Source organism: Streptomyces sp. GLSS-08 (assembly GCF_056387915.1).
The window spans coordinates 250,569-277,263 of record NZ_JBWJAQ010000011.1 but is presented as its reverse complement, the minus strand read 5'-3'; the positions used below and the strand labels follow the sequence as shown (position 1 = coordinate 277,263).

Sequence of the window (26,695 nt, the reverse complement as noted above, 5' to 3'; positions counted from 1 at the left end):
CGGAAGCTAAGCCTTACAGCGCCGATGGTACTGCAGGGGGGACCCTGTGGGAGAGTAGGACGCCGCCGAACAACTTTTGGAGAAAACCCCCGTACCGGGATACCGGTACGGGGGTTTTCTGCGTTTCCGGCGCCTTTCGGGTTTTCCGGGGTCGTTTATTGTCGACCCCATGCGCTACGACCTGGTCATCTTCGACAACGACGGCGTCCTCGTGGACAGCGAGCCGATCTCCAACAAGCTCCTGGCCGCGTACCTCACCGAGCTGGGGCACCCCACCTCGTACGAGGACTCCCTGCGCGACTACATGGGCGCCGCGATGCACCGCGTCCACGACCTCGTGGCGGAGCGGACCGGGCAGCAGCTCCCCGCGGACTTCGACGACGTCTTCCACGCGCGGGTGTTCGCGGCCTTCGAGCGGGAGTTGCAGCCCGTCGCCGGGGCCGTGCAGGTGCTGGAGAAGCTGGCCGCGGACGGGGTGCCGCACTGCGTCGCCTCCTCCGGGACCCATGAGCGGATTCGGGTGGGGCACCGCAAGACCGGGCTCGACCGGTGGTTCGACGACGGGCGGCTCTTCAGTTCGCAGGACGTCGGACGGGGCAAACCGGCGCCCGACCTCTTCCTGTACGCGGCCGAGCGCATGGGCGTGCCGGCGGCCAGGTGTGCCGTCGTCGAGGACAGCCCGCTCGGGGTACGGGCGGCGAACGCGGCCGGCATGGACGTGTACGGGTTCACCGCGATGACGCCCGCCGAGAGGCTGACCGGTGCGACCGGACTCTTCGCCGACATGGGCGAGTTGGCGGGCCTGCTCGCCTGACGGTGTCACCCTCCGGCGCTGACATTTGTCATCCCCGGATCCGGACGATCGTTCCTACTGCCGGCCCGGGTCGGGGCGCCAAGCTGTGTACGTCGAGAACGGGACGTACACAGTGCCTACGGAGGGATCCGATCATGAGCCTCACTGCCACCGCGAGCCGCACCGAAGCGCCTGTCGCCGCGACGCCCGCGGTGAAGGACCGGGGCTCGGCGCGCAGCTTTCTGCCGCTGATCGTGGACGTGGCGGTGCCTCTCGCGTCGTTCTACCTCCTCAAGGACGGGCTCGGACTGAGCACGGTGGCCGCGCTCGGCTGGAGCAGTGTGCTGCCGGCGGTGCGGACCCTGTGGAGCGCGGTGCGGGACCGGAGCCTGAACGGTCTCGCCGCGCTGATCCTGGTCGTCAACGTCGCCGGGCTGGTGCTCGGGTCGGTGGCCGGTGACCCTCGGCTGATGCTGGCCAAGGACAGCGCGATCAGCAGTGTCGTCGGCATCGGCGTCCTGGTCTCCGTGCTGCTCGGGAAGCCCATGATGACCGCGGCCATGGCACCGTTCGTCATCAAGGGGGACACGGCGAAGTCCGCCGCGTGGGACCGGCTGATCAGCGGGTCGGAGCGATTCCGCCGGGCCGAGCGCACGTTCTCCGTCGTCTGGGGCGTGACGTTGCTCGGCGAGTGCGTGGTCCGCGTGGTGGGTGCCTACACGCTGCCGGTCGACACCATGGTCTGGCTCGGCACCGTCATCATGATCGGTTCCATGGCGCTGGGGTTCCTCGTCAGCGGCGCGCTCGCGGTCGTCCCGATGAAGATGATGCTGAAGGAGGAGCTGTGCGCCGGGACGGACACGAAGTGACCGTGCGCACCAAGAGCTGAACAGAATTCATCTTCTGCTTGATCTACCCACGGGTAGGCCGGGGCCCTACGCTCGCCGCCATGACAGATGTGCTGCGGCGCGGCAGGGCCTCGCTGGCGTTCGCTTTCCTCGCCCAGGGCGTCGCCTTCGCGCTGCTGGTGACACGCATCCCGGCGATCCAGGACCGGTACGGGATATCCGACGGCCTGCTGCCCGTCTTCCTCGCCGCCGTGCCGATCCTCGCCGGGGTCGGCAGCGTCTGCACCGAGCAGCTGGTCAAGCGGGTGCCGCCCAGCCGCGTGCTGAGGTGGTCCCAGCCGGTCGTGCTGCTGGCCCTGCTGGGTGTCGGGGCGGGCGACCGGATCGCCCAGGTCGCCGTCGCGCTGGGGGTCTTCGGGCTCGCGGTCGGTGCACTCGACGCCTCGATGAACATGCTCGGCGTGAGCCTGCAACGAACCTACGGGCGCAGCATCATGCTGGGCTTCCATGCCGCGTACAGCCTGGGCGGGATCGTCGGCGCCTCCCTCGCGTGGGCGGGAGCGCACTGGCATCTGTCGCTGTTCGTGTCGTACCTGCCGGTGGCGGCGCTGCTGCCGGCGGCCCTGGTGGGCAGCCGGTGGTACGTCGACGGGGGTGCCCCCGGGAAGCAGCGGACGCAGGAGGGTGCGGGCGGCGCCCCGGCGGAGGCCGGTCCCGTCGTCTTCAAGCTGCTGCTGCCGCTGTGTCTGGTGATGACCTTCGCCTACATCGGGGACTCGACGGTCTCCAACTGGAGTGCGAAGTACCTCCAGGACGTGCTGGGCAGTTCCGAGCAGCTGGCGACCGTTCCGTACAACGTCTACATGGTCACCACCCTGCTGGGGCGGACGATCGGGGACGTCGGGGTGCGGCGGTTCGGGGCCGCGGCCGTCGTACGGCTCGGTGCGGTGGTGGCGGCGCTCGGGTTCGGGGTGGTGGCGGTGGCGCCGGGGCCGTGGGCCGGGATGGTGGGGTTCACGCTGCTGGGGCTCGGGCTGTGCGTGATCGTGCCGCAGACCTTCGCGGCGGCGGGGCGGCTCTTCCCCGGCGCGTCCGACACGGCGATCGCACGGCTCAACATCTTCAACTACGTGGGGTTCCTGATCGGTTCCCCCCTGGTGGGGGCGCTGGGGGACGCGTGGAACTACCGGGGAGCCATGCTCGTACCGATGGTGCTGGTTCTGCTGACGCTGAGGTATGCCAGCTCGTTCACCGCTGAACCGGACCGATACGGTGACGGGCATGAGCGGCCGCGCACAGCTGATGTGGGACGAGGCAGTAACGGGCTATGACTTCGGCCCGGACCACCCGATGGATCCGGTCCGGCTGACGCTGACCCGGTCGCTGGTCGGCGCCTTCGGGCTCGACCGGGAGATCGAGGTGGTCGCCGCGAAGCCGGCCGGGGAGTCGACGCTGCGGCTCGTCCATCGCGAGGACTACGTGGAGGCGGTCAGGGCCGCGTCCGGGAACCCCGCGGCGGCGGACGCGTCGTACGGCCTCGGGACGGCGGACGATCCCGCGTTCGCCGGGATGCACGAGGTGTCCGCGCTCATCGCGGGGCAGTCCGTGGGAGCGGCGGAGGCGGTGTGGCGCGGGGACGCGCTGCACGCGGTGAACTTCGCGGGCGGGCTGCACCACGCCATGCCGGGCGGTGCGTCGGGGTTCTGCATCTACAACGACGCGTCGCTCGCCATCGCCCGCCTGCTGGAACTGGGTGCCGAGCGGGTCGCCTACATCGACGTGGACGTCCATCACGGCGACGGGGTCCAGGCGGCCTTCTGGGAGGATCCGCGGGTTCTGACGATCTCGCTGCACGAGCATCCGCGGACGCTGTTCCCGCAGACCGGGTGGCCGGAGGAGACCGGCGCGGACTGTGCGGAGGGCTCCGCCGTGAACGTGGCACTGCCCGCGGGGACCGGGGACGCGGGGTGGCTGCGGGCCTTCCACTCCGTGGTGCCGGAGCTGCTCGCCGACTTCCGGCCGCAGGTGATCGTCACCCAGCACGGTGCCGACACCCACTTCGAGGATCCGCTGGCGCATCTCGCGGTGTCGCTCGACGCGCAGTTGGCCGTGCAGGTCGCCTGTCACGAACTGGCGCACGAGCACGCCGACGGGCGATGGGTCGCGCTCGGGGGCGGGGGCTACGCGGTGGTCGACGTGGTGCCGCGGTCCTGGACGCATCTGGTGGGGGTGGCGGCGGGGCGGCCGGTGGCACCCGAGTCGGTGATTCCCGAGAGCTGGCGGCAGGAAGTGTTCGCCCGCACGCGGCAGTTGGGGCCGATGCGGATGACTGACGGGCGGTGGCCGGTGGGCTGGCGGGAGTGGGAGGCGGGGTACGACCCGGCCGACCGGCTGGACCAGGCCGTGCTGGCCGCAAGGCGGGCCGTTTTCCCCCTGCGGGGGCTGCTCGCCTAGACGGGCGACGGAACGGGTTTCCCCCGGGCCGGCGTCTCACCGGTCGGGCTGTTACGCCGACTGTGCGGTGTTTCCGGGGTTTTCGGGGTGTGGTGGGCCGTGATGCGTCAGCATCGCTGGCGTGTTGAGCACCGGAGCATTGCGTGCGCATCTGCTGGCCGCCCGGCTGGCCGGGCCCGTCGCCACCTCGCGCGAGGAGAGCCTGCGCAGCTATCGGCTCTTCGCGGCCCGCGACCCCCGCGTGATGATCGGGCTCGATCCCGAGGGGATCTGGGGGCAGCGGGAGTTGATCGGGCTGATGGCCGACAAGTGCGGGGTATCGGCCGATCCCGGAGACACCTCAGGGCATGATGTGATCGACCCGGAGCGGACTCTGACCGCGCTGCAGGCGTTCGCCGAGCGGCTCGGGAGGGTCGCCGAGCGCCGGGCACCGGTGCTGTTCGGCACCGGACACCCGCACCGGCTGATGGATTTCTACGCCGCGTTGGCGGACGCCATGTCGGCGGCGGGATGTACTGTCCTCACCCCGGCGCAGGGTAGCTCTGTCGACATAACGACCCGGTTCGGCCTACGCACGTACCACGTGGACTACGTACGAGGAGTCGCGCTGGTGCGGGAACCCGGGCCGCAGGCCCCCGGGCGCACGACCGGCGCGCACACGCACTCACCGCTGCCGGTCCGGACCGTGCTGGCGGCCGCGGCGGAGGCCGGGGGCCCGCTTCCCGAACTGGTCGTCGGCGACCACGGATGGGTCTGCGGGGCAGGTCAGCTGGGGTTCGAGGCCATCGGGCTGGCGGATACGAACGATCCCGCGCTGTTCGTCGGGGAGGCGGAGGGGCGGGTGTCCGTCGCCGTCCCCCTCGATGACGCTGTGCGGTCTCCTTACTACCGACCGCTTACTCGCTATGTACTCAATCGAGCGTGTCTGTCACAGTAGGCCGCCGATGGCAGCTCCTCTTCCCCACTCGCATCACCCGCCCCTACTCTGGGGAGTGAGCACGCAACGACGAAGTGTCACCGGAAGGGGAAGCCGGTGGCCGTCGAGTGCGGAAGGTTCAGGTGTGTCATGGCTGCAGCTGGCGAGAGGCCTCTGAACGAGGTTCAGTTCCTGACCGTGGCGGAAGTCGCCTCGGTGATGCGAGTGTCGAAGATGACCGTGTACCGACTGGTGCACAGCGGTCATCTGCCGGCGATCCGGGTGGGGAGGTCCTTCCGGGTGCCGGAGCAAGCGGTTCATGAGTACCTCCGCGAGAGTTACGTGGGGGTGGAGACCGCCTGACGGCGGCCCCGCGGGTTCCCCGGGGGGCCCTCGCGGCCCCTCCGGGGAGCCCCGGGTGACCTCGATTACGACCTCAGCGCTCGGACGGGTAGGCTAGCCCCTCGTAGGTCGTGTGGGCCCCGGCGCCCAGCACCGAGTGAAGAGAAGTGAGCGAGGGTAGTCGTGGGCTCTGTTATCAAGAAGCGGCGCAAGCGGATGGCCAAGAAGAAGCACCGCAAGCTGCTCAAGCGCACTCGCGTTCAGCGTCGCAACAAGAAGTAAGGCCGTCCCCGCATACGCGGGGGATCGTCCTTACGGTTGCGCGACCGCTGCAACAGCGCGCTCTGTGGCCCCCCACCGTCAGGTGGGGGGCCACAGTCATGTCCGGACGTCCGGGCCGTGGACGGGACCCTGTGCGGCAAATGGCTGGGTCCGGTCGCACGTGCGGGGCTGTCGTGACGTGACGCATCGGGCGGTCATCACAGCGCGACACCGACCCGCTAGGTTGGCGGCACACGGCGACGAACCCGGCAGGGTACGAGCAGCCGTACCCGGTGCGGGACGAGGCGGGAAGGAAGGCGCTGATCTTGGGGAAGGTCGTGCTCGTGACCGGAGTGGCCCGTCAGCTGGGGGGCCGGTTCGTCCGGCGGATCCAGCGCGACCCGGAGGTCGAGCGGGTGATCGCCGTGGACGCGATCCCGCCCGAGCACCACCTGGGAGGCGCCGACTTCGTCCAGGCGGACATACAGCAGCCCTCGATCGCACGCCTGCTCGCGGAGCACTCCGTCGACACGGTCGTCCACCTGGACGTGACCGGCACCCCGCTGGGCAGCGGCAGCCGGACCTCGGTCAAGGAGACCAACGTCATCGGCACCATGCAGCTGCTCGGTGCCTGCCAGAAGTCCCCGACCGTCAAGCGTCTCGCCGTGAAGTCCAGTACGAACGTGTACGGGTCCGCGCCGCGCGATCCGGCCGTCTTCACCGAGACGACCACGCCCAAGTCACTGCCGAGCGGCGGCTTCGCCAAGGACACCGTCGAGGTCGAGGGCTACGTAAGGGGCTTCGCACGCCGCCGGCCCGACGTCGCCGTGTGCGTCCTGCGGTTCGCCAACATCCTGGGCCCGAGCGCGGACTCACCGCTCGCCTCGTACTTCTCGCTGCCCGTGCTGCCCACCGTCCTCGGCTACGATCCGCGGCTGCAGTTCGTGCACGAGGACGACGTGATCGAGGTGCTGCGCCTGGCCTCGCACGAGGCCGAGCGCGGGACGCTCAACAGCGGCACGTTCAACATCGCCGGGGACGGCGTCCTGCTGCTCTCGCAGTGCGCGCGGCGCCTCGGCCGGCCCACCGTGCCGCTGCTGATGCCCGCGGTCAGCTGGGTGGGGACGGCGCTGCGTACGCTGGGCGTGACGGACTTCTCGCCGGAGCAACTGCGGCTGCTCACACACGGACGGGTCGTGGAGACGGACCAGATGCGCGACACCCTCGGGTACCGGCCGAAGTACACGACGGCGGAGACCTTCGCGGACTTCGCACGGAGCCGGGGGCCCGGACTCCTGCCTCCGGAGGCCCTCGCGGGGGCCGTCGACCGGATCGCCGCGCTGCCCGCCCTGGGCGGCGGCTCATCCCCGACGCAGAGCGCCAACTGAGGAGCGCATCAACGATGGCGGACGCCAAGGTCATTCCGTTCGACGACGACCGGTCACGCGGCGGCGCTGTGCAGCGCCCGCCGCGCCGCAGGGGTGCCGGGAGCAGGCACAGGGGCGAGCCCTCGGCGGTCCACGAGGTCCAGCCCCTGCCCGGCCCGGCGCCCGCGCGGGATGATGATCCCGTGACGCGAGAGAGCCCGCAGGCGCCGGAGCAGGCACCGGGCGGTGGTCTGGAGCGGCGGATCGCCGGCGGCCTCGCCTTCCTGCGCCGTCGGCTGACCGGCGACTACGAGGTCGACGACTTCGGTTACGACGCCGAACTCACCGACCAGGTCCTGATGTCCCTGATCCGCCCGGTCTACGAGAAGTACTTCCGGGTCGACGTGAAGGGCATCGAGAACATCCCGTCCGAGGGCGGGGCGCTGATCGTCGCCAACCACTCCGGGACGCTGCCGCTGGACGGCCTGATGATGCAGGTCGCCGTCCACGACAACCACCCCACGGGCCGTCATCTGCGGCTGCTCGCGGCCGACCTGGTCTTCATGCTGCCGGTCGTCAACGAGCTGGCCCGCAAGGCCGGTCACACCCTCGCCTGCGCCGAGGACGCCGAGCGGCTGCTGGCGCGCGGCGAACTGGTCGGGGTGATGCCCGAGGGCTTCAAGGGCATCGGCAAGCCCTTCAGCGAGCGGTACAAGCTCCAGCGCTTCGGCCGGGGCGGCTTCGTCTCCACCGCGCTGCGGCAGGGCACCCCGATCATCCCGTGCTCGATCGTCGGGGCGGAGGAGATCTACCCGATGATCGGCAACGCGAAGACGCTCGCCCGGGTGCTGGGCTTCCCGTACTTCCCGATCACGCCCACCTTCCCCTGGCTCGGACCGCTCGGTGCGGTACCGCTGCCGACCAAGTGGACGATCCAGTTCGGCGAGCCGATCCGCACGGACGGCTATCCGCCCGAGGCGGCCGAGGACCCCATGCTGATGTTCAACCTGACCGACCAGGTCAGGGAACAGATCCAGCACACCCTGTACAAGTTGCTGGTGCAGCGGCGGTCGGTGTTCTTCTGACGCATACGGCGAGGGGACACCCCCGGTGAACAGGGGCCCCCTCGCCGTACGCGCGTTACCTGTCGTCCTCGCTGTCGATGCCCAGTCCCGGGAGGAGACCCGGGAGGAGCGGGGGCAGCGTGACGTCCGGTTCGGCGGCCGGGCCGGTCCGGCCGGCCGAGGGGGACGAGCTGGTGTCCTCCTCGGGCGGGTCGAGCAGACCACCCGTGTCGCCTCCGAGCAGGCCCTCGCCCTCGCTGTCCGACGTGGACGGCTTGGGCTTGCCGCCGCTGGAGTGGCGGCTGTCGGCGGAACCGCCGGTGGCGCCGGGCGCCGGACGGCCCGTGTCCGACGAGTCCGTGGAGGTCTCGTCGGGGGTCCGCCTGTCCGGTCGGTGCTTCGCGGGCGGTTGCGGCAGCAGCGCGCGCAGCGGCTCGACCTCTTCGTCCATGGCGTCGAAGACCGACGACACCTGGTCGCTGACGTCGCCGAGCTGCACGGGCAGCCGGTCGCGCAGCGCGCCCCAGGCCTCACGATGCGTCTGGGAGAAGGCGGACAGGGCCTGGATGGGGGCCAGTGAGCCGTCCCGCTCGTACTCCTCGTGCAGCAGGCGGTGCCCTTCGGACGCGTCGTGCCGCATGAGGGACAGGGCCCGGCGGATCTCGCCCAGTGACTCGTGGTCGAGCGGGCCGGAGCGGCCCCGCTCCATCAGCCGGCGGGCCTCGTTCAGCCTCGTGGAGGCGTGGTCGAGGTAGATCTGTCCGCGGTCGCCGGTGTCGTCGGCCAGCCCCAGCTTGATGTCCTCCATCCCGCGCTTGAGCCCGTAGAGCGAGTCTCCGGGCAGGGCGTCGGAGCTGGCGGCGGCGACACCGCCGAACGCTCCGGCGGCCACACCGACGGTGAGCCCGCCCGCGGCAAGGCCCTTGGACAGCCGGGACCGCGGTCGCAGCTTCCCTAGGCCGGTGGCCCGATGGGCGCCCCTGCGGTGGGAGCGCTGCTCGGGTACCGAAGAATCCCTCGCTTCGCCCAGCGGAGCCGTGCCGTCCAGCAGCATGGCCTCCATCGCGGCCACGAGCTGAGCCCGCTGGACGACCTTGACCTCAGGGTCCAGTACGGGTTTGGGCAGCTCGCCGAGACCCGTCGCGAGGGCCAGCATGAGGCCCTGCTCGGTCTGTTCCGCAGCAGCCGGGGGCGGTGCCGATCCATCTGGCTGCTCGGCCGCCGTGCCCCGGTCGGACTGCTCCTCCAGGGCCTGGGCGAAGGCGTTCGCCCGCCGGTGCGCCGATACGTTCGCGATCACTGGCGGCACCTCCTCTCGTCATGACGGTCGGCTCCCCAGGGGGTCCTGAGGGTGGCACGCCCTGAGCGCACCGACACGATCGGGTGATCGGCGGAGGTCAGGGTGTGACCACAGGGAGCCTGTATCCCGCACAACGAGCGTCGCGGCACTTGGGTTACGGACGACGGATGACCGGACCGCGAAGTCAACGGACTCTTGCACAAAGTGAGTTGGCCGTCGCTGAGCGTGTGGGGCCGCTGTGTGATCTTTTTGGGTCAGCGGGCGTCGTCCGGGAGGAGCCGTGCGAGGGTGCGCACGGCCCGGTACTGGAGGGTCTTGATCGCGCCCTCGTTCTTGCCCATCACGCGCGCGGTCTCCGCGACCGACAGGCCCTGAAGGAAACGCAGGGTCACGCACTCCTGCTGCTGGGGGTTCAGCCGCCGTACGGCGTCCAGCAGTGCCGCGTTGGACAGCGACTCCAGGACGGAGTCCTCGGGGCTGCGCTCGACCTCGTTCGCGTCGAGCATCTCGCCGGTCGTGATTTCGAGCCGGAAGCGGCTCGACTTGAAGTGGTCGGCGACCAGATTGCGCGCGATGGTGACCAGCCAGGCGCCGAAGTCGCGGCCCTGCCAGGTGAACGTGCCGATGCGCCGCAGTGCCCGCAGAAAGGTCTCGCTCGTGAGGTCCTCCGCGGTCGCCTTGGCCCCGACGCGGTAGTAGATGTAGCGGTACACGGTGTCGCTGTACTGGTCGTAGAGGCGTCCGAAGGCGTCGGCCTCGCCGGCCTGGGCCCGCTCGACGAGATCCATCATCCGGGCGCTGTCACTGTCCGCGGCCGGGCGGCGCGCGGTGGGCGTGGCGGCCGAGCGGCCTCGTCTGCCGACCGCGGCGCTGCCCTCGGCCAGTGCGTAGCACGGGCCGACGGGTGCGGCGGAGACAGCGAGGGCGGGGACGGCGTACGCGGTGGGGACGAAGCCGCGCAGGCGGTCGAGGACCGTCGCGCGCAGCGTAGCCAGGCCCGAGGCGTCAACCCCGACGTGTGGGTACACGGGACTCCCAGAGGCAGAGCTTCCATCACGTGCAGTGCCGGATCGTTCACCCGTCGTAGCGACTGGTGGCGTCCGTCATGCGTTTGAGGAGAATAACGCTTCGTACAGGCAGCACTACACCCAGTTGCTCAAATCATCGATTACGTCGCTTCTCTAACTGATCGACGTCTGATCAAGTACCGATTACTGATCAGTTGTTGACCGAATGAGTTCAACTTCCGCCTGGGTGCGGGGCATGTTGTGCTCGTGTGCGTACGTCGGGACTGGCGGGGACGCTGCGGGGTAAACAGCGGGATTACCCCTTCCCGCACCCGCCCGGAACCCGTGTTCGCGCGCACTTCTGTACGGCGGCGTCAACGCGGCCGTACCGGTGGGAGGGGTGAGGCGCGCTAGGTCGTCTCCGCAAAGTCCCGCCTAGCGGCCCGGAACCCGCCCTCCGGGCGGACGACGGGGCTTTGCGGACACCGACCTAGCGCCGGCGCCGGCTCAGGGCGATCGCCGCGACCGTGCCGCCCGCGACAGCGCCGACCCCGGCGGCCGCCGGAATGCCGACCTTGGCGGCCTTGCGTGCCGTGCGGTAGTCCCGCAGCCGCCACTCGAAGGACCGGGCGTGCTTGCGCAGCTTGGCGTCCGGGTTGATCGCGTAGGGGTGGCCCACCAGGGACAGCATGGGGATGTCGTTGTGGGAGTCGCTGTAGGCGGCGCAACGGGAGAGGTCCAGCCCCTCCGCGGCCGCCAGCGCGCGGACGGCCTCCGCCTTCGCCGGTCCGTGCAGCGGCTCACCGACCAGCTTGCCGGTGTACACGCCGTCGACGGACTCCGCGACGGTACCCAGCGCCCCGGTCAGCCCGAGCCGGCGGGCGATCACCGTGGCGATCTCGACGGGCGCGGCGGTGACCAGCCACACCTTCTGGCCGGCGTCGAGGTGCGCCTGGGCCAGTGCCCGCGTGCCCGGCCAGATCCGCTCGGCCATGTACTCGTCGTAGATCTCCTCGCCGATCGACATCAGCTCGGCCACGCGGTGGCCCTTGACGATCGAGAGGGCCGAGTCGCGGGCGTCCTGCATGTGCTCGGGATCCTCGACCCCGGCCAGCCTGAACCACGCCTGCTGCCAGGCGAACCGGGCGAGGTCGCGCGTCTCGAAGAACTTCCGCTTGTACAGCCCGCGGCCGAAGTGGAACAGCGCGGCGCCCTGCATGACGGTGTTGTCGAGGTCGAAGAAGGCGGCGGCTCGCACGTCGCCGAGCACCGGGAACGCCGGTTCCTCCACGGCGCCGTCGGGCGCGGCCCCGTGCGTGAGGTCCGCGAGGTCTCCCAGCTCCTGGGAGGTTTTGCGTGCTGCCTCCGCCGAGGCCTCGCCTGCCAACACGCTCCGCGCCGTGGCGGAGCGCCTACGGGGAGTGAGCCATCCGAGAGCGGCCATGCCGTGAGCATAGCCAGTCTGTTCGGTCGTTCCGGAGTCGAGAGGATGCGGGGCTGTGAACTCTCCGCGACCGTGCCGTGAAAGGGAAGGGCGTTCCGGCGCGCCGCGGCCGCGTCCTCGCGCGGGCGGGGGTACGGGGGCCTGGTCGGGGGCGTCCGGCCCGCGGCGGGGCGAGAATGGCCGGCATGAGTCCCATGTTCCGGCGCAGTGACCGCCGTGAGGAGAAGACGGACATGACGAAGGCGCCGCGCGAGCGTTTGGTCACCCTCATCAGGAAGCCCGGGTGCCATTTGTGTGATGACGCACAGGTGGTGGTCGAGAAGGTCTGCGCGGAGACCGGGGTCCCCTGGGAGGCGAAGGACATCACCCAGGACGAGGAGCTGAACCGTCAGTACTGGGAGCAGATCCCGGTCGTGCTGGTGGACGGTGCCCAGCACACCTTCTGGCGGGTCGACGAGCAGCGTCTGCGCAAGGCCCTGACCGCGTGAGGGATGGCCGGTTCCCGCGGGTCCCGCTGCGCTGAGCGTGACTGACTGATCAGTCCAAGTGGTCCGGAAAGTCGCTTAGGATCGAGGGTGGTTCAGATCTCGGGGGCGGGACGCGTAAGGAGTGTGTACGGCTTTGCCCCCATCCAGCGAGGAACGAAGGTGCGCGCGCGCCGGTTCCGTACGCATGCGCCGGGGGCGCGTGACCCCGGTCACGTTGGCCGGGCAAATCGGACACCATCTTTGTGCACGCGTTCACAAAGACATAGCCTGCTTTAGACGGGGCGGTCCGGGAACGTGTGGCCGCCTGCAGCCCCGCTCTACCCGCAGGAGCACCGTGGCAACTGGCCGAACTCACCGACCGGCGACCCGCAGCCGAGGGATTCCCGAGGCCACCGTCGCCCGCCTTCCGCTGTACCTCCGAGCCCTCACCGCCCTGTCGGAGCGCTCGGTGCCCACGGTCTCCTCCGAGGAGCTCGCGGCCGCCGCGGGGGTCAACTCCGCGAAGCTGCGCAAGGACTTCTCCTACCTCGGCTCCTACGGGACCCGCGGTGTGGGGTACGACGTCGAGTATCTCGTCTACCAGATCTCCCGCGAGCTGGGCCTGACCCAGGACTGGCCGGTTGTGATCGTCGGGATCGGCAACCTCGGCGCCGCGCTCGCCAACTACGGCGGGTTCGCCTCCCGGGGCTTCCGGGTCGCCGCGCTGATAGACGCCGACCCCGCGATGGCCGGCAAGCCGGTCGCCGGCATCCCCGTCCAGCACACGGACGAGCTCGAGAAGATCATCGACGAGAACGGTGTCTCGATCGGCGTGATCGCGACGCCCGCGGGCGCGGCCCAGCAGGTCTGCGAACGCCTCGTCGCCGCCGGAGTCACCTCCATCCTGAACTTCGCGCCGACCGTCCTGTCCGTCCCGGACGGCGTCGACGTGCGCAAGGTCGATCTCTCCATCGAGCTGCAGATCCTCGCCTTCCACGAGCAGCGCAAGGCCGGCGAGGAAGCCGCGGCCGAGGCCGTCGCCCCGGCCCCGACGGAGACCGAGAAGGGACCGGACGGGGATCTCCCCGCCGTGATGCCGGCATGAGTCTCCTCGTCGTCGGGCTGAGCCACCGCAGCGCTCCGGTCAGCGTCCTGGAACGGGCCACGCTGCCCGCGGACACGCAGGTCAAGCTGCTCCAGGACACCCTCGCCGCCGAGCCGGCCACCGAGGCCGCGGTGCTCGCCACCTGCAACCGCATCGAGCTGTACGCCGACGTGGACAAGTTCCACGCAGGCGTCGCCGAGCTGTCCACCCTGCTCGCCCGGCACAGCGGGGTCGGGCTCGACGAGCTCACCCCCTATCTGTACGTGCACTACGAGGACCGGGCCGTCCACCACCTCTTCTCCGTGGCCTGCGGCCTGGACTCGATGGTGGTCGGCGAGGGCCAGATCCTCGGTCAGATCAAGGACTCCCTCGCCACCGCGCAGGAACTCCACACCGCGGGCCGGCTGCTGAACGACCTGTTCCAGCAGGCCCTCAGGGTCGGCAAGCGCGCCCACTCCGAGACCGGCATCGACCGCGCGGGCCAGTCCCTGGTCACCTTCGGCCTGGAGCAGCTCTCGTCCGGCGCCGCCGTCGACAGCTGGGCCAAGGGCAAGCGGGCACTGGTGATCGGCGCGGGCTCCATGTCCTCGCTGGCCGCGGCGACGCTGGCGCGCGCCGGGGTCGCCGAGGTCGTCGTGGCCAACCGCACGCTGGACCGCGCCGAGCGGCTCGCGCAGATCCTGGCGCAGGGCGACGACACGGACGTGCTGGCCCGCGCGGTACCGATGGACTCGGTGCCGCGCGAGCTGACACGTGCCGACATCGCCGTCTCCTGCACCGGCGCGACCGGACTCGTCCTGACGGCGGACACGGTCGCGACCGCCGTCGAAGGGCGCACGGGCACGCCCGCCGGACTCCGCGAAGCCGCGCCCGCCGGGCCGGCGCGCGGCCTCGCACCCGCCGGCGCGGGCACCGAGGAGGGCTGCCCCCTCGACCTGCCGGCCGTGCAGGGCGCCACCCCCTTCTCCGTGATGGGGGAGGCCGCGGTGGCCGGTCTGGACGCCGCCACACTGGAACAGCACGCGGCCTGGGTGGACAACGCCCCCGGCGAGCGGCGCGACAACCGCCGTACACCCGAGGCCGAGGCCGCACTCATCACCGCGCTGGCCGCCACCGCCGCCACCATCGGGCGGGTGCCCGAGCGGCGCAGGCTCGAGCCGGTCGAGGCCACCCGGCCCGCGCCCGTGCTCGCCCTGCTGGACCTCGCGATGCCGCGCGACATAGACGCCGCCGTGCACCGGCTGCTCGGCGTGCGGCTCGTCGACATCGAGTCGCTCGCCGAGGCGTCGGCGGACGCGCCGATGGCCGCCGACGTGGACCAGGTGCGCCGGATCGTGTCCGACGAGGTGGCCGCCTTCGGCGCCGCCCAGCGGGCCGCCCACATCACCCCCACCGTCGTCGCCCTGCGCACCATGGCCGCCGACGTCGTCGCGAACGAGATCGCGCGGCTCGACGGACGGCTGCCGGACCTCGACGACAAGCAGCGCGGGGAGATCACCCAGACCGTACGGCGGGTGGTCGACAAGCTGCTGCACGCGCCGACCGTACGGGTCAAGCAGCTGGCCGCCGAGCCCGGCGGCGCCGGGTACGCGGACGCGCTGCGCACCCTCTTCGACCTGGACCAGGAGACGGTCGCCGCCGTCTCCCGGGCCTCCCAAGACATCAGCACCGAGAACGCCGAGAACCGAGGGCGAGCATGAGTGAGCCGCGTGAGCCGAAGGGGCCGGCCGCACCGTCCCCCGGGCGAGCAGACGAAACAGGGCCACTGAGGCTCGGGACCAGGCGCAGCAAGCTCGCCATGGCCCAGTCCGGGCAGGTGGCCGAGGCCGTGAGCCGGGTGACCGGGCGTGCCGTCGAACTCGTGGAGATCACCACGTACGGCGACACGTCCCGCGAGAACCTCGCGCAGATCGGCGGCACGGGTGTCTTCGTGACCGCGCTGCGTGAGGCGCTGCTGCGCGGCGAGGTCGACTTCGCCGTGCACTCCCTCAAGGACCTGCCGACCGCACAGCCCGACGACCTCGCCCTGGCCGCCGTGCCGGTGCGCGAGGATCCGCGCGACGTCCTCGTCGCCCGCGACGGGCTCACCTTCGCCGGGCTGCCCGACGGCTCGCGGGTCGGCACCGGTTCACCGCGCCGCATGGCGCAGCTGAACGCGTACGCCCGCAGCCACGGGATGTCGATCGAGACGGTCGCCATCCGAGGCAACGTCGACACGCGGATCGGGTTCGTGCGCGACGGTGAGCTCGACGCCGTCGTGCTGGCCGCCGCCGGCCTGAACCGGATCGGCCGCAGCGACGAAGTGACCGAGTTCCTGTCGGTCGACACCGTTTTGCCCGCCCCCGGCCAGGGGGCCCTCGCGATCGAGTGTGCCGCGGACCACGCGGACCTCGTCGCGGCGCTCGGCGAGCTCGACGACCCGTTCACGCGGGCCGCCGTGACCGCCGAGCGATCACTGCTCGCCGCCCTGGAGGCCGGCTGCAGCGCACCCGTGGGTGCGCTCGCCGACCTGCTGGCCGACGGGCAGACTGTCAAGGAGATGCGCCTGCGCGGCGTCGTCGGCACGACCGACGGCTCCTCGCTGGTGCAGCTGTCCACCACCGGTCCCGTGCCCGGGACATACGAGCAGGCAATGGAACTCGGCCGTGAACTCGCCGCCGAGATGCTCGCCAAGGGCGCGGCCGGTCTGATGGGGGAGCGAGCACTGTGAGCCCCACCAACCTTTCCGCCGGACTCGATCACGGGCACGTCACCTTCCTCGGTGCCGGACCCGGGGATCCGGGACTGCTGACCCTGCGCGCCGTCGAGGCGCTGGCGAACGCGGACGTACTCGTCGCCGAGCACGAGGTGCTCGACGTGGTGCGCACGCACGCCAGGCAGGGCGTCGCCGTGCTGGACACGGACGCCGCTGCCGGCGCGCCTTCGGGGGTGTCCGTGGCCGCGTCCGCAGGCGCGTCCCCGGATGCCCGATCGGGCTCAGGCACGCCTAGGCTGGCGGTGGTTGACGGCTCGTCAACGACCGCTGGTGCCCCCGCTTCGAGGGGTGCGGCCAATCTTGTCATGGAGGCCGCACGCGGCGGCAAGCGGGTCGTGCGCGCGGTGTCCGGAGACCCCGGCCTCGACGCGTACGCCGCCGAGGAGATGCTGGCCTGCGTCGCCGCGGGTGTGCCCTTCGAGGTCGTGCCGGGTGTCGCCGCCGCCGTGGGCGTGCCCGCGTACGCCGGTGTGCCGCTGCGGGACGCGCAGGGCGCGGACGTGCGGTTCGTCGACGCGCGTACGGCTTCGGACCGCTGCTGGACCGAGGTCGGGGTGTCGGACGGGACCCTCGTGGTGTCGGCGACGCTGGACTCGGTCGGCGCCGCCGCGAGCGAGCTGGTCGCCGCGGGGCGCAAGCCCGATACGCCGATGAGCGTGACGGTCGCCGGTACGACGACCCGGCAGCGGACCTGGTCCGCGACGCTCGGGACGATCGCGCAGACGCTGAAGCAGGCGAAGGTGCTGCCGTCGCCGGACGGCGGACGCCCGGTCATAGCCGTGGTCGGTGAGCGTTCCGCCGCCGCCCAGCGCGACCAGTTGTCCTGGTTCGAGTCCAAGCCGCTGTTCGGCTGGAAGGTGCTCGTGCCGCGGACGAAGGAGCAGGCGGTGTCGCTCTCCGACCGGCTGCGTTCGTACGGAGCGGTGCCGCACGAGGTGCCCACCATCGCCGTCGAGCCGCCGCGCACGCCCCAGCAGATGGAGCGCGCGGTCAAGGGCCTGGTGACCGGGCGGTACGAGTGGATCGCCTTCACCTCGGTGAACGCGGTGCGCGCCGTGCGCGAGAAGTTCGAGGAGTACGGGCTCGACGCCCGCGCCTTCGCCGGTATCAAGGTCGCGGCGGTGGGCGAGCAGACCGCCAAGGCACTCGTCGCGTTCGGTGTGAAGCCGGACCTGGTGCCGAGCGGTGAGCAGTCCGCGGCCGGGCTGCTGGAGGACTGGCCGCCGTACGACCCGGTCTTCGACCCGATCGACCGGGTGTTCCTGCCGCGCGCCGACATCGCCACCGAGACGCTGGTCGCGGGGCTGATCGAGCTGGGCTGGGAGGTCGACGACGTCACGGCCTACCGGACCGTGCGGGCGTCGCCGCCGCCGGCGGAGACGCGTGAGGCGATCAAGGGCGGCGGGTTCGACGCGGTGCTGTTCACCTCGTCGTCGACCGTGCGGAACCTGGTCGGCATCGCCGGCAAGCCGCACAACGTGACCGTGATCGCTTGCATCGGCCCGGCCACCGCGAAGACGGCGGAGGAGCACGGGCTGCGGGTCGACGTGATGGCTCCCGAGCCGTCCGTGCTCAAGCTGGCGGAGGCGCTGGCGGACTTCGGGCTCCGGCGGCGGGCGGCCGCGCTGGACGCCGGGGACCCGGTGACGCGGCCCAGCGAGCGGCGGCCTGGGTCGCGGCGGCGGCGCACCACGTAACAGCGCCCCGGTGCGCGGGAGGCGACATCGCCCGTCACGCACCGGATCGTGAGCCGGCCCTACGCAAAGGGGCGGCACCGGAATCCTCCGGTGCCGCCCCTTTGCGGCTCCCTAGTCGTGGGCGCGGGCCGTACCGGCGGACGTCCTCGTGCCGGGCGGCACGCCGGTCCTGCGGTGAGGGTGCACGGACTGCGCTGAGGGTGCCCGGACTGCTCCCGATCGGCCCGGCGTGCCGCGGGCCGGGTACCGGCACGGTGTCGGCAAGGGCATGCCGGGGGCGGGCGTAGCGTAGGTCCATGACCAAGTACGGATCCTTCCCCGGTACGCGGCCGCGGCGGCTGCGTACGACGCCCGCCATGCGGCGCATGGTCGCCGAGACCCGCCTGCACCCCGCCGACTTCATCCTGCCCGCGTTCGTGCGGGAGGGCGTGAGCGAGCCGGTGCCGGTCAAGGCGATGCCGGGGGTCGTGCAGCACACCCGCGACAGCCTGAAGAAGGCGGCCGTCGAGGCGCTGGAGGCCGGGGTCTCGGGGATCATGCTCTTCGGTGTGCCGGAGGACGGGAAGAAGGACGCCCAGGGCACGGCCGGGACCGACCCCGACGGGATCCTCCAGGTCGCCCTGCGCGACGTGCGGGCCGAGGTCGGGGACGACCTGCTCGTCATGTCCGACCTGTGTCTCGACGAGTTCACCGACCACGGGCACTGCGGTGTGCTGGACGCGGAAGGGCGGGTCGACAACGACGCGACCCTGGAGCGCTACGCCGAGATGGCCCAGGTCCAGGCCGACGCCGGTGCCCATGTCGTGGGGCCGAGCGGGATGATGGACGGTCAGATCGGGGTCGTCCGGGACGCCCTCGACCAGATCGGCCGGGAGGACGTCGCGGTCCTCGCGTACACCGTCAAGTACTCCTCCGCCTTCTACGGTCCCTTCCGGGAGGCCGTCGGCTCGTCCCTGGAGGGCGACCGGAAGACGTATCAGCAGGACCCGGCCAATCTGCGGGAGTCCCTGCGGGAGCTGGCCCTCGACCTGGAGGAGGGGGCCGACATGGTGATGGTCAAGCCGGCGGGCCCCTACCTGGACGTCCTCGCCCGGGTCGCGGACGCCGTCGACGTGCCCGTGGCCGCCTACCAGATCTCCGGCGAGTACGCGATGATCGAGGCCGCCGCGGAGAAGGGCTGGATCGACCGCGACAAGGCGATCCTGGAGGCCCTGACCGGCATCAAGCGCGCCGGCGCCCGGAACATCCTCACGTACTGGGCGACCGAGGTCGCCCGGCAGCTGCGGTGACCGCCGGGCCGGTGGCCGTCGCTCGGTAGCCGAGCGAGTCGTCCGGCGGCAGCAACGTGGGGCGCCGCCCCGCGTCGACTCTGCTTCGTCACGCAGGCCCCGGGGGAGATCGGCGAGGGTCTGGGGAGGCTGGGGCGGGGCCTGCGGGGTTGACGGCCCGAGGGCCTGGTGGCCCGACGGGGTGCGGGGACCGCCCGGGCCCGGGCGGTCCCCGTCAGTCCCACCCGAAGGACCAGACCCGCTTGCCGAGCACCTCGTGCGCCGCGTACGCGCGCAGCGTCTCGTGACCGCCGCGGGTGATGTTGTCCGGGCAGAGGGCGAAGTGCTCGGCGGCGACCGCCTCGGCGTCGGCCGTGGTGGCCGGCGGGGCCGCCACGGACAGGACCAGCCGGTCGGAGGCGAGCGCGACCACCCGTATCCCGAAGCGGTCCTCCCACGAGCGCAGCACCGCCGAGAGCCGCGCGACGTCGTTCTCGTGATTGACCGCGCCCGACCAGCCGATGGCCGCCGGGAGGTCCGCGCTGCGGCGGGCGGGGACCAGTGCCGGCCGGGGCTCCTTCAGCCACGAGTCACCGCCGGCGAGGGAGTCGGCGACCTCGCCGGCCCGGGCGTCCGGATCGGCGTCCAGCGGGCCGGCCGGCGCGAGTCCGGGCCACAGGGGGCCGAAGGGGGCGACCGTCTCGTCGTAGGTCGCGGGGGGACCGAAGACCTCCTCCACCCCGCCCTGGCCGGGGTAGTCCGTGACGTCGGCGAGCTCGTCGGCCGCGTACTCCTCCCAGAGGTCCGCCAGCACGTCCTCCGCGTCGTGGTCGCCCGCGTACGACGTCCTCGCCGGGCCCAGGTCCCAGGCGGCGGGCCCGCCCTCGTCCTTCTCCCCGGAGGCGATGAGCACGGGGTGCAGCCCGACCGTCCGCCGCGCGGCCGACAGCCGCAGCCAGTCGCCGGGGGCGGCCGGCCCGTCGGCGCACCACAGAAGCGGTTCGTGCCAGGGACCGTCGACCGTCTCGTCGACCAGGGTCCCGGGCGGGAGTTCGAGCCCGAGCACGCGACCGCTCGGGTCGACCTTCAGCTTCGGCAGCGGATTCGGAAGTGTCGCCATGCCGGTGACTGTAGGGGGAGCCACTGACAATGGCCCGGCAGCGGGTGGATCACCGTTCAACACCGCACAAGGTGCGGGGAGTTGGCCGGTTTCCAGCAGCCGGAAGGCGGTGGCGGGAGTTACAACAGGGGAGCGGGTGTCCAGCGGGGACGCCCGTTCTCACGGAGGGGGAGACATCCGTGCGCAGCACAGGATGGCGACGCGTATGGACCGGCGGGGCCACCGCCCTGACCGCGACGGTCTGGCTCGTCACGGCGCAGACGGCACCCGCCGGGGCGGCCGTCGGCACACCGACGCCCGTGACCAGGTACAGCCACACCAGCCAGGCCGGTGACTACATCGGCCAGGGCGGCAGCGCCGCGTTCACGCCGAGGACGGCCTCCATCACCGCGCGGGGCACCGCGGAGTCGGTACGCGTACGCGTGTCCACCGCCGGCACCTGGTGGGACGTCGAACTCGCCGCGCCGACCGGCGAGAAGCTGCGGCCCGGTGTCTACCGCGACGCCGAACGGGCCGCGACCCGCACCGGCCGCGCTCCCGGCCTCGACGTGTCCGGCGACGGGCGCGGCTGCAACGAGGTCTACGGGCAGTTCTCGGTCAACCAGATCGAGACGGACGCGTCGGGCGAGGTCACCGTCCTGGACGCGACGTACACCCAGCGCTGCGAAAGTGCGGACGCCCCGGCGCTCAAGGGCGTCGTCAAGTACCGTGCCCTGCCGCTGTCCTACGCCTACACCAGCGACCCCGGAGACGGCATCGGCCGGGGCGCGAGCCTCACGCACACCGGCGCCACGAGCACCTTCGGCCTGCGCGCGTGGGGCGACGGCGTCCAGTACGACGTGTCCGGCCGACGGGAGTACTTCACGGCGCTGCTCACCCCGCCCGCCGGCGAACAGCTGGAGGCGGGACGCACCTACCGGGCGGAGCGCGCCGCCGGGGAAGGCGTCGCCGGACTCGACGTGCAGGGCAACGGGCGCGGCTGCAACGCCACCGCGGGCGAGTTCACCGTCACCCGGCTCGCGCGCGGCGACGACGGCGCCGTGCGGGCGTTCGCGGCGACCTTCGTCCAGCACTGCGAGGGCGGCGATCCCGCCCTGCGGGGGACCATCCACTACTACGCCTGACAAGGGGCGGGGCCCGGCAGGCCGACGCCCGGCAGGCCGACGCCCGGCAGGCCGACGGCCCCGGTGGGACGGCCGGGGCCGTCCTGCCGGGGCCGTCGCCGTGCGGTGGCCGGGCCCGTGGGCCGGTCAGAGACGCTCGGGGGTCCTGATGCCCAGGAGCGCCATGCCCTGGTGGAGCGTGCGGGCCGTGACGGCGCAGTAGAACAGGCGGTTCTCGACCCGGGCGGGGCTGTCCGCCTTCAGGACCGGGCACTTGTCGTAGAACGTCGTGTACAGCGAGGCCAGTTGGTACAGGTACGCCGCCAGCTTGTGCGGGGCGTACTCGGCGGCGGCCTCGGCGACCGCCTCCGCGAACCGGTCCGCGTGCAGGCCCAGCTCGCGCTCGGCCGGGGCCAGTTCGAGCTCCGGGTGCGCCGCCGGGGAGACGTCGCCCGCCTTGCGGAGGATCGACTGGATCCGGGCGTACGCGTACTGGAGGTAGACGCTGGTGTCGCCGTTCAGCGAGACCATCTGGTCCAGGTCGAACTTGTAGTCGCGGTTCGCGGACGTCGACAGGTCCGCGTACTTCACCGCGCCGATGCCGACCTGGGTGCCGCGCTCGGCGATCTCCTCCTCGGACAGCTGCCCCTGCGTGTCCTTCTCGCGGACGACCGCCGTCGCCCGCTCGATCGCCTCGTCCAGCAGGTCGACCAGCCGGACCGTCTCGCCCTCACGGGTCTTGAACGGCTTGCCGTCCTTGCCGAGCACCGTGCCGAAGGCGAGCTGGACGGCGTCCACGTCGTCGTTCAGCCAGCCGGCCCGGCGCGCGGTCTCGAAGACCATCCTGAAGTGCAGCGCCTGGCGGGCGTCGACCACGTAGAGCAGGGTCGAGGCCTTCAGGCGGAAGACGCGGTCCCGGATCGCGGAGAGGTCGGTCGCCGCGTACCCGTAACCGCCGTCGGACTTGCGCACGATCAGCGGGACCGGGTTGCCGTCCGGGCCCTTGACGTCGTCGAAGAACACGCACAGGGCGCCCTCGGAGCGGACGGCGACACCGGACTCCTCCAGCAGGCGGCACGTCTCGTCCAGCATGTCGTTGTAACCGGACTCGCCGACCACGTCCGGGTCGCGGATCTCCATGTCCAGCTTCTCGAAGACCGAGTAGAAGTAGATCTTCGACTCGTCCACGAACTTCTGCCACAGCGCCAGCGTCTCGGCGTCGCCCGCCTGGAGGTCGACCACCCGGCGGCGGGCCCGCGTCTTGAACTCCTCGTCGGAGTCGAACAGCGCCCGCGAGGCCTTGTACAGCCGGTTCAGGTTCGACATGGCCTCCTCGCCGGAGACCTCGCCGCCCTTGTGGTCCAGCTCGTGCGGGTGCTCGATCAGGTACTGGATGAGCATGCCGAACTGGGTGCCCCAGTCGCCGATGTGGTGACGCCGTACGACCGACTCGCCCGCGAACTCCAGGAGTTGCACCACCGCGTCGCCGATCACCGCGGAGCGCAGGTGGCCTACGTGCATCTCCTTGGCCACGTTCGGCTGCGCGTAGTCGATGACCGTGGTGCCCGGGTGCTCGGCGCGCGGGACGCCGAGGCGGCCCTCGGTGTCCGCGGCGCGGGCCGCGAGGTTCCCGGTGATCGCCGCGTCGGTGACCGTGACGTTCAGGAAGCCGGGCCCGGAGACCTCGATGTCCTTGATCAAGGCACCGGACTCGACCCGCGCCACGACCTGCGTCGCCAGCTCGCGCGGGTTGGCCTTCGCCTTCTTCGCCAGCGCCAGGATCCCGTTGGCCTGGAAGTCGGCCCGGTCGCTTCGTCGCAGCAGCGGGTCCGCGGAACCCGCCTCCGGCAGTGCTGCCGAGAGGGCGTCCGCGAGGCGCTGGTGGACGGAAGCGGTGAGGGACGTGACCGAGGCCATGGAGTGATGCCGTTCTGCTCGGGTTCCAGGAGGTGCAAGGACGGAAAGCCCCAGTATCCCATGCGGTGAAAAGCCGTTTTCGCGGTTCCGGCCCGAGCTGGGAGAATGGTGGCGTCAGCCGTACTGGCGTATGAGAAAGAAGGACGTGCCGATCGTGGCTCAGAGCACCGAGACCACCGACTGGGTCTCCCGTTACGCGGATGAGGTCGTCGCCGAGTCGGAGCGTCGGGCCCCGGGCAAACCAGTGGTCGTCGCGTCCGGACTCTCCCCCTCCGGCCCGATCCACCTCGGCAACCTCCGCGAGGTCATGACCCCGCACCTGGTCGCCGACGAGATCCGCCGCCGCGGGTACACCGTGCGCCACCTGATCTCCTGGGACGACTACGACCGTTACCGCAAGGTCCCGGCCGGCGTCGCGGGCGTCGACGCGTCCTGGGCCGAGCACATCGGCAAGCCGCTCACCTCCGTACCCGCGCCCGCCGGCTCCGCGCACCCGAACTGGGCCGCGCACTTCAAGGCGGCGATGACCGACTCGCTCGCCGAGCTCGGCGTGGAGTACGACGGGATCAGCCAGACCGAGCAGTACACCTCGGGCGTCTACCGCGACCAGGTCCTGTTCGCGATGAAGCACCGCGGGGACATCGACGCGATCCTCGAGCAGTACCGCACCAAGAAGGCCCCGCCGAAGAAGCAGCAGTCGCAGAAGCCGGTCGACGAGGCCGAGCTGGAGGCCGCCGAGGGCTCCGGCGCGGCCGACGAGGACGACGGCAGCGGTTCCGCCGCCGGGTACTTCCCGTACAAGCCCTACTGCGGGCAGTGCGAGAAGGACCTGACGACGGTCACCTCCTACGACGACGACAGCACCGAACTCGCCTACACCTGCTCGGCCTGCGGCTTCGCCGAGACCGTCCGGCTGAGCGAGTTCCACCGCGGCAAGCTGGTCTGGAAGGTCGACTGGCCCATGCGGTGGGCGTACGAGGGCGTCGTCTTCGAGCCCAGCGGCGTCGACCACTCCTCGCCCGGGTCGAGCTTCCAGGTCGGCGGGCAGATCGTCGGGATCTTCGGCGGCAAGCAGCCGATCGGCCCGATGTACGCGTTCGTCGGCATCAGCGGCATGGCGAAGATGTCGTCCTCCAAGGGCGGCGTGCCGACCCCGGCCGACGCGCTCCAGATCATGGAACCGCAGCTCCTGCGCTGGCTCTACGCCCGCCGCCGGCCCAACCAGTCCTTCAAGATCGCCTTCGACCAGGAGATCCAGCGGCTCTACGACGAGTGGGACAAGCTCGCCGCCAAGGTCGCGGACGGCACCGCCCTCCCGGCGGACGCCGCCGCCCACACCCGGGCCGTCGGCACCGCCGCCGGGGAGCTGCCGAAGACCCCGCGTCCGCTGCCGTACCGCACCCTCGCCTCCGTCGCCGACATCACCGCCGGCGCCGAGGACCAGACGCTGCGGATCCTGAGCGAACTCGACCCCGGCAACCCGCTCACCTCGCTGGACGTCGTCAGGCCCCGGCTCGACAGGGCCGAGGCGTGGATCAACACCCAGGTCCCCGCCGAGCAGCGCACCGTCGTCCGCGAGGAGCCCGACGCCGAGCTGCTCGCCTCCCTCGACGACGAGGGCCGCGAGTCGCTGCGCCTGCTCCTGGAGGGCCTCGACGGCCACTGGTCGCTGGACGGCCTGACCCACCTGGTCTACGGCGTCCCGAAGGTCCGGGCCGGCTTCTCCGCCGACGCCACCCCGAGGGAGCTCCCGCCGGAGATCAAGGTCGCCCAGCGCACCTTCTTCGCCCTCCTGTACCACCTGCTGGTCGGCCGGGACACCGGGCCGCGCCTGCCCACACTGCTGCTCGCGGTGGGCCAGGACCGGGTGCGCAAGCTGCTCGGGGCCTGACCGCCCGTACGACGAGAGGGGGCGCCCGGTGATCACCGGGCGCCCCCCTCTCTCGTCATTCAGGTGCTACGCGATGTGGTCCTCCTCCAGTTCCGCGTTGAAACGGTTCTGGAAGCGGTTCATGTAGCGCTTCAGCTCGCTGTCGGTGAGGGTCACGCCGTACGTGGCCTCGACGTTGTTGCCGAACTCGCCCTTGGTGGGCAGCCCCTGGCCGTTGATCGACTGCCGGAACACCTGGTAGAGGCCCTCCTCGCGGGACTTCTCGTCGGTGAGCGGCGAACGCCCCTCGCGCGGCGCGGGGATCGGCAGCTGCTCCGGGTCCGGGCCGCCGCCCTCACCCAGCTGCCGGGTCCGGCCCGGGCCCGACGGGATCGGGAAGCTGCCCGTCTCCTCAGGACCGGGCTCGTACTGCTGCGACTGCTGCTCCTCGTACCACTGCTCGTACTGCTCCTCGGGCACGTACGTGGGGTCGTATCCGCCCTCGTAGACGACCTCCGTGGGGGCGGGGGCGGTGAACCAGGGGCTCTCCTCCGGCTCCGGCTCCGGTACGCGGTCCGGGCGGCCGCCGTTCCCGCGGGCACCCTCGGGCTGCCGGTACGGCCCGTCCCCGGGCGCGGCAGGCCCCAGGGCGGGGGCGGCGACCGCCGGCCGGTCCGCGGCCACCTCGGCCGGGGCGTCCTGCTGCGGCCGCTGCGGGGCCGGGGGCAGCAGGACGGGCTCGATGCCCGCGGCGGCGAGGCCGGCGGGCGCGGTCTCGGCGAGCGGGACGCCGTAGCGCGCCAGGCGCAGCGGCATCAGCGACTCCACCGGGGCCTTGCGGCGCCAGCCCCGGCCGAAGCGGGACCGCAGGCGGGCCTGGTAGACGAGACGTTCCTGCTCCAGCTTGATCACCTGCTCGTAGGAGCGCAGCTCCCACAGCTTCATCCGGCGCCACAGCAGGAAGGTCGGCAGCGGGGAGAGCAGCCAGCGGGTGAGCCGGACGCCCTCCATGTGCTTGTCGGCGGTGATGTCCGCGATCCGGCCGATGGCGTGCCGGGCCGCCTCCACCGACACCACGAACAGGATCGGGATGACCGCGTGCATGCCGGTGCCCAGCGGGTCGGGCCAGGCCGCCGCGCCGTTGAACGCGATCGTCGCCGCCGTCAGCAGCCACGCGGTCTGGCGCAGCAGCGGGAAGGGGATGCGGATCCAGGTCAGCAGCAGGTCGAGGGCGAGCAGCACACAGATGCCCGCGTCGATGCCGACCGGGAAGACGTAGCTGAAGTTCCCGAAGCCCTTCTGCAGGGCGAGCTCGCGGACGGCCGCGTACGAACCGGCGAAGCCGATTCCGGCGATGACCACCGCTCCGGCGACGACCACGCCGATGAGAATGCGGTGCATCCGTGTGAGCTGCAGTGGCGCGGCCACCCGTGATCCCCTCCCCTTGCGTGTTGTTGCGCGCAACAGGGTGGCACATGTGTACGGCGAACGGGTGGCCGGTCCGTCGGGGGCCCGGTCCGCGCAGGACCCGGGCTCCCGCAACTGCCCGGTCCGGCCGACGAGTTGAGCGACAGGGAGCGGCCCGGCACGCGGATCG

23 protein-coding genes and 1 rRNA gene are annotated in these 26,695 nt (G+C 71.6%); 18 read left to right on the top strand and 6 right to left on the bottom strand.

Going from position 1 to position 26,695, the window contains the following annotated elements; genetic code table 11:
* The 10 genes from rrf to AC0ZLC_RS21630 form a co-directional block, all read left to right on the top strand.
* Nucleotides 1-71, top strand: a 5S ribosomal RNA gene (gene rrf, locus AC0ZLC_RS21675); the annotation flags it as partial.
* 98 nt (nucleotides 72-169) lie between these two features.
* Entirely contained in the window at nucleotides 170-814 is a 645-nt protein-coding gene (locus AC0ZLC_RS21670) for an HAD family hydrolase (RefSeq protein WP_476753596.1), read from the top strand.
* A gap of 134 nt (nucleotides 815-948) precedes the next feature.
* Complete coding sequence (locus AC0ZLC_RS21665) at nucleotides 949-1,662, top strand: VC0807 family protein (RefSeq protein ID WP_476753595.1); 714 nt, start codon at nucleotides 949-951, stop codon at nucleotides 1,660-1,662.
* Between the two features lie 80 nt (nucleotides 1,663-1,742).
* A complete protein-coding gene (locus tag AC0ZLC_RS21660; RefSeq protein WP_476753594.1) occupies nucleotides 1,743-2,972 on the top strand; it encodes an MFS transporter in 1,230 nt (409 codons plus the stop codon).
* The gene (locus AC0ZLC_RS21655) at nucleotides 2,923-4,095 is read left to right on the top strand and encodes an acetoin utilization protein AcuC (RefSeq protein ID WP_476753593.1); all 1,173 of its coding nucleotides are present in this window, start codon (nucleotides 2,923-2,925) and stop codon (nucleotides 4,093-4,095) included. The genes AC0ZLC_RS21660 and AC0ZLC_RS21655 overlap by 50 nt, the downstream gene beginning before the upstream one ends.
* Nucleotides 4,096-4,216: 121 nt before the next feature.
* The gene (locus tag AC0ZLC_RS21650; RefSeq protein WP_476753592.1) at nucleotides 4,217-5,032 is read left to right on the top strand and encodes a phosphatase; all 816 of its coding nucleotides are present in this window, start codon (nucleotides 4,217-4,219) and stop codon (nucleotides 5,030-5,032) included.
* 129 nt (nucleotides 5,033-5,161) lie between these two features.
* Nucleotides 5,162-5,374: a helix-turn-helix domain-containing protein gene (locus tag AC0ZLC_RS21645; protein WP_004984898.1), complete on the top strand. Its 213-nt coding sequence runs from the start codon at nucleotides 5,162-5,164 to the stop codon at nucleotides 5,372-5,374.
* Between the two features lie 162 nt (nucleotides 5,375-5,536).
* A complete protein-coding gene (locus AC0ZLC_RS21640) occupies nucleotides 5,537-5,635 on the top strand; it encodes a 30S ribosomal protein bS22 (RefSeq protein WP_003948845.1) in 99 nt (32 codons plus the stop codon).
* A 305-nt stretch (nucleotides 5,636-5,940) separates the two neighbouring features.
* A complete protein-coding gene (locus AC0ZLC_RS21635; RefSeq protein ID WP_358855292.1) occupies nucleotides 5,941-7,002 on the top strand; it encodes an NAD-dependent epimerase/dehydratase family protein in 1,062 nt (353 codons plus the stop codon).
* Nucleotides 7,003-7,016: 14 nt separating this feature from the next.
* Complete coding sequence (locus tag AC0ZLC_RS21630) at nucleotides 7,017-8,066, top strand: lysophospholipid acyltransferase family protein (RefSeq protein WP_476753591.1); 1,050 nt, start codon at nucleotides 7,017-7,019, stop codon at nucleotides 8,064-8,066.
* A gap of 55 nt (nucleotides 8,067-8,121) precedes the next feature.
* Here AC0ZLC_RS21630 and AC0ZLC_RS21625 read toward each other — a convergent pair whose 3' ends face one another.
* The 3 genes from AC0ZLC_RS21625 to AC0ZLC_RS21615 all read right to left on the bottom strand — a co-directional run bounded on the left by AC0ZLC_RS21625 (nucleotide 8,122) and on the right by AC0ZLC_RS21615 (nucleotide 11,796).
* The gene (locus tag AC0ZLC_RS21625) at nucleotides 8,122-9,345 is read right to left on the bottom strand and encodes a DUF5667 domain-containing protein (RefSeq protein ID WP_476753590.1); all 1,224 of its coding nucleotides are present in this window, start codon (nucleotides 9,343-9,345) and stop codon (nucleotides 8,122-8,124) included.
* Nucleotides 9,346-9,599: 254 nt separating this feature from the next.
* Nucleotides 9,600-10,373 carry an ECF subfamily RNA polymerase sigma factor, BldN family gene (locus AC0ZLC_RS21620; protein WP_476753589.1) on the bottom strand — a complete coding sequence of 258 codons (774 nt, stop codon included), beginning with the start codon at nucleotides 10,371-10,373 and terminating at the stop codon, nucleotides 9,600-9,602.
* Between the two features lie 469 nt (nucleotides 10,374-10,842).
* Nucleotides 10,843-11,796, bottom strand: a complete 954-nt coding sequence (locus AC0ZLC_RS21615; protein ID WP_476753588.1) for an HAD family hydrolase — start codon at nucleotides 11,794-11,796, stop codon at nucleotides 10,843-10,845.
* 176 nt (nucleotides 11,797-11,972) lie between these two features.
* On the opposite strand from AC0ZLC_RS21615, the gene AC0ZLC_RS21610 reads away from it, so the two are divergent.
* The 6 genes from AC0ZLC_RS21610 (at nucleotide 11,973) to hemB (ending at nucleotide 19,109) form a co-directional block, all read left to right on the top strand.
* Nucleotides 11,973-12,284 carry a glutaredoxin family protein gene (locus AC0ZLC_RS21610; RefSeq protein WP_476753587.1) on the top strand — a complete coding sequence of 104 codons (312 nt, stop codon included), beginning with the start codon at nucleotides 11,973-11,975 and terminating at the stop codon, nucleotides 12,282-12,284.
* Between the two features lie 334 nt (nucleotides 12,285-12,618).
* Complete coding sequence (locus AC0ZLC_RS21605; RefSeq protein WP_476753586.1) at nucleotides 12,619-13,368, top strand: redox-sensing transcriptional repressor Rex; 750 nt, start codon at nucleotides 12,619-12,621, stop codon at nucleotides 13,366-13,368.
* Complete coding sequence (locus AC0ZLC_RS21600) at nucleotides 13,365-15,068, top strand: glutamyl-tRNA reductase (RefSeq protein WP_476753585.1); 1,704 nt, start codon at nucleotides 13,365-13,367, stop codon at nucleotides 15,066-15,068. Before AC0ZLC_RS21605 ends, AC0ZLC_RS21600 begins: the two co-directional genes overlap by 4 nt.
* On the top strand, nucleotides 15,065-16,078 hold the full coding sequence (hemC, locus tag AC0ZLC_RS21595; RefSeq protein ID WP_476753584.1) for a hydroxymethylbilane synthase: 1,014 nt from the start codon (nucleotides 15,065-15,067) through the stop codon (nucleotides 16,076-16,078). The genes AC0ZLC_RS21600 and hemC overlap by 4 nt, the downstream gene beginning before the upstream one ends.
* Nucleotides 16,075-17,820, top strand: a complete 1,746-nt coding sequence (locus AC0ZLC_RS21590) for a bifunctional uroporphyrinogen-III C-methyltransferase/uroporphyrinogen-III synthase (protein ID WP_476753583.1) — start codon at nucleotides 16,075-16,077, stop codon at nucleotides 17,818-17,820. Before hemC ends, AC0ZLC_RS21590 begins: the two co-directional genes overlap by 4 nt.
* Before the next feature lie 296 nt (nucleotides 17,821-18,116).
* Nucleotides 18,117-19,109, top strand: a complete 993-nt coding sequence (gene hemB / locus AC0ZLC_RS21585; RefSeq protein WP_476753582.1) for a porphobilinogen synthase — start codon at nucleotides 18,117-18,119, stop codon at nucleotides 19,107-19,109.
* Between the two features lie 214 nt (nucleotides 19,110-19,323).
* On the opposite strand, the gene AC0ZLC_RS21580 is transcribed toward hemB, so the two are convergent.
* On the bottom strand, nucleotides 19,324-20,208 hold the full coding sequence (locus AC0ZLC_RS21580; protein ID WP_476753581.1) for a DUF4253 domain-containing protein: 885 nt from the start codon (nucleotides 20,206-20,208) through the stop codon (nucleotides 19,324-19,326).
* 179 nt (nucleotides 20,209-20,387) lie between these two features.
* On the opposite strand from AC0ZLC_RS21580, the gene AC0ZLC_RS21575 reads away from it, so the two are divergent.
* Nucleotides 20,388-21,332, top strand: coding sequence for a hypothetical protein (locus AC0ZLC_RS21575; RefSeq protein ID WP_476753580.1), 945 nt, complete (start codon nucleotides 20,388-20,390; stop codon nucleotides 21,330-21,332).
* Nucleotides 21,333-21,458: 126 nt separating this feature from the next.
* Here AC0ZLC_RS21575 and argS read toward each other — a convergent pair whose 3' ends face one another.
* Nucleotides 21,459-23,228: an arginine--tRNA ligase gene (gene argS / locus AC0ZLC_RS21570; RefSeq protein ID WP_476753579.1), complete on the bottom strand. Its 1,770-nt coding sequence runs from the start codon at nucleotides 23,226-23,228 to the stop codon at nucleotides 21,459-21,461.
* 145 nt (nucleotides 23,229-23,373) lie between these two features.
* On the opposite strand from argS, the gene lysS reads away from it, so the two are divergent.
* A complete protein-coding gene (gene lysS, locus AC0ZLC_RS21565) occupies nucleotides 23,374-25,119 on the top strand; it encodes a lysine--tRNA ligase (protein ID WP_476753603.1) in 1,746 nt (581 codons plus the stop codon).
* 66 nt (nucleotides 25,120-25,185) lie between these two features.
* On the opposite strand, the gene AC0ZLC_RS21560 is transcribed toward lysS, so the two are convergent.
* Nucleotides 25,186-26,526 (bottom strand): DUF2637 domain-containing protein, encoded by a 1,341-nt coding sequence (locus AC0ZLC_RS21560; RefSeq protein ID WP_476753578.1) that lies wholly within the window; start codon nucleotides 26,524-26,526, stop codon nucleotides 25,186-25,188.
* Nucleotides 26,527-26,695 lie beyond the last annotated feature (169 nt).

Coding starts and splice junctions, on each gene's coding strand:
- AC0ZLC_RS21610 (WP_476753587.1), top strand. CDS start 11,973: ATGGCCGGCATGAGTCCCATGTTCCGGCGCAGTGACCGCCGTGAGGAG.
- AC0ZLC_RS21630 (WP_476753591.1), top strand. CDS start 7,017: ATGGCGGACGCCAAGGTCATTCCGTTCGACGACGACCGGTCACGCGGC.
- hemC (WP_476753584.1), top strand. CDS start 15,065: ATGAGTGAGCCGCGTGAGCCGAAGGGGCCGGCCGCACCGTCCCCCGGG.
- AC0ZLC_RS21670 (WP_476753596.1), top strand. CDS start 170: ATGCGCTACGACCTGGTCATCTTCGACAACGACGGCGTCCTCGTGGAC.
- AC0ZLC_RS21665 (WP_476753595.1), top strand. CDS start 949: ATGAGCCTCACTGCCACCGCGAGCCGCACCGAAGCGCCTGTCGCCGCG.
- hemB (WP_476753582.1), top strand. CDS start 18,117: ATGACCAAGTACGGATCCTTCCCCGGTACGCGGCCGCGGCGGCTGCGT.
- AC0ZLC_RS21580 (WP_476753581.1), bottom strand. CDS start 20,208: ATGGCGACACTTCCGAATCCGCTGCCGAAGCTGAAGGTCGACCCGAGC.
- argS (WP_476753579.1), bottom strand. CDS start 23,228: ATGGCCTCGGTCACGTCCCTCACCGCTTCCGTCCACCAGCGCCTCGCG.
- AC0ZLC_RS21600 (WP_476753585.1), top strand. CDS start 13,365: ATGAGTCTCCTCGTCGTCGGGCTGAGCCACCGCAGCGCTCCGGTCAGC.
- AC0ZLC_RS21615 (WP_476753588.1), bottom strand. CDS start 11,796: ATGGCCGCTCTCGGATGGCTCACTCCCCGTAGGCGCTCCGCCACGGCG.
- AC0ZLC_RS21660 (WP_476753594.1), top strand. CDS start 1,743: ATGACAGATGTGCTGCGGCGCGGCAGGGCCTCGCTGGCGTTCGCTTTC.
- AC0ZLC_RS21645 (WP_004984898.1), top strand. CDS start 5,162: ATGGCTGCAGCTGGCGAGAGGCCTCTGAACGAGGTTCAGTTCCTGACC.
- AC0ZLC_RS21655 (WP_476753593.1), top strand. CDS start 2,923: ATGAGCGGCCGCGCACAGCTGATGTGGGACGAGGCAGTAACGGGCTAT.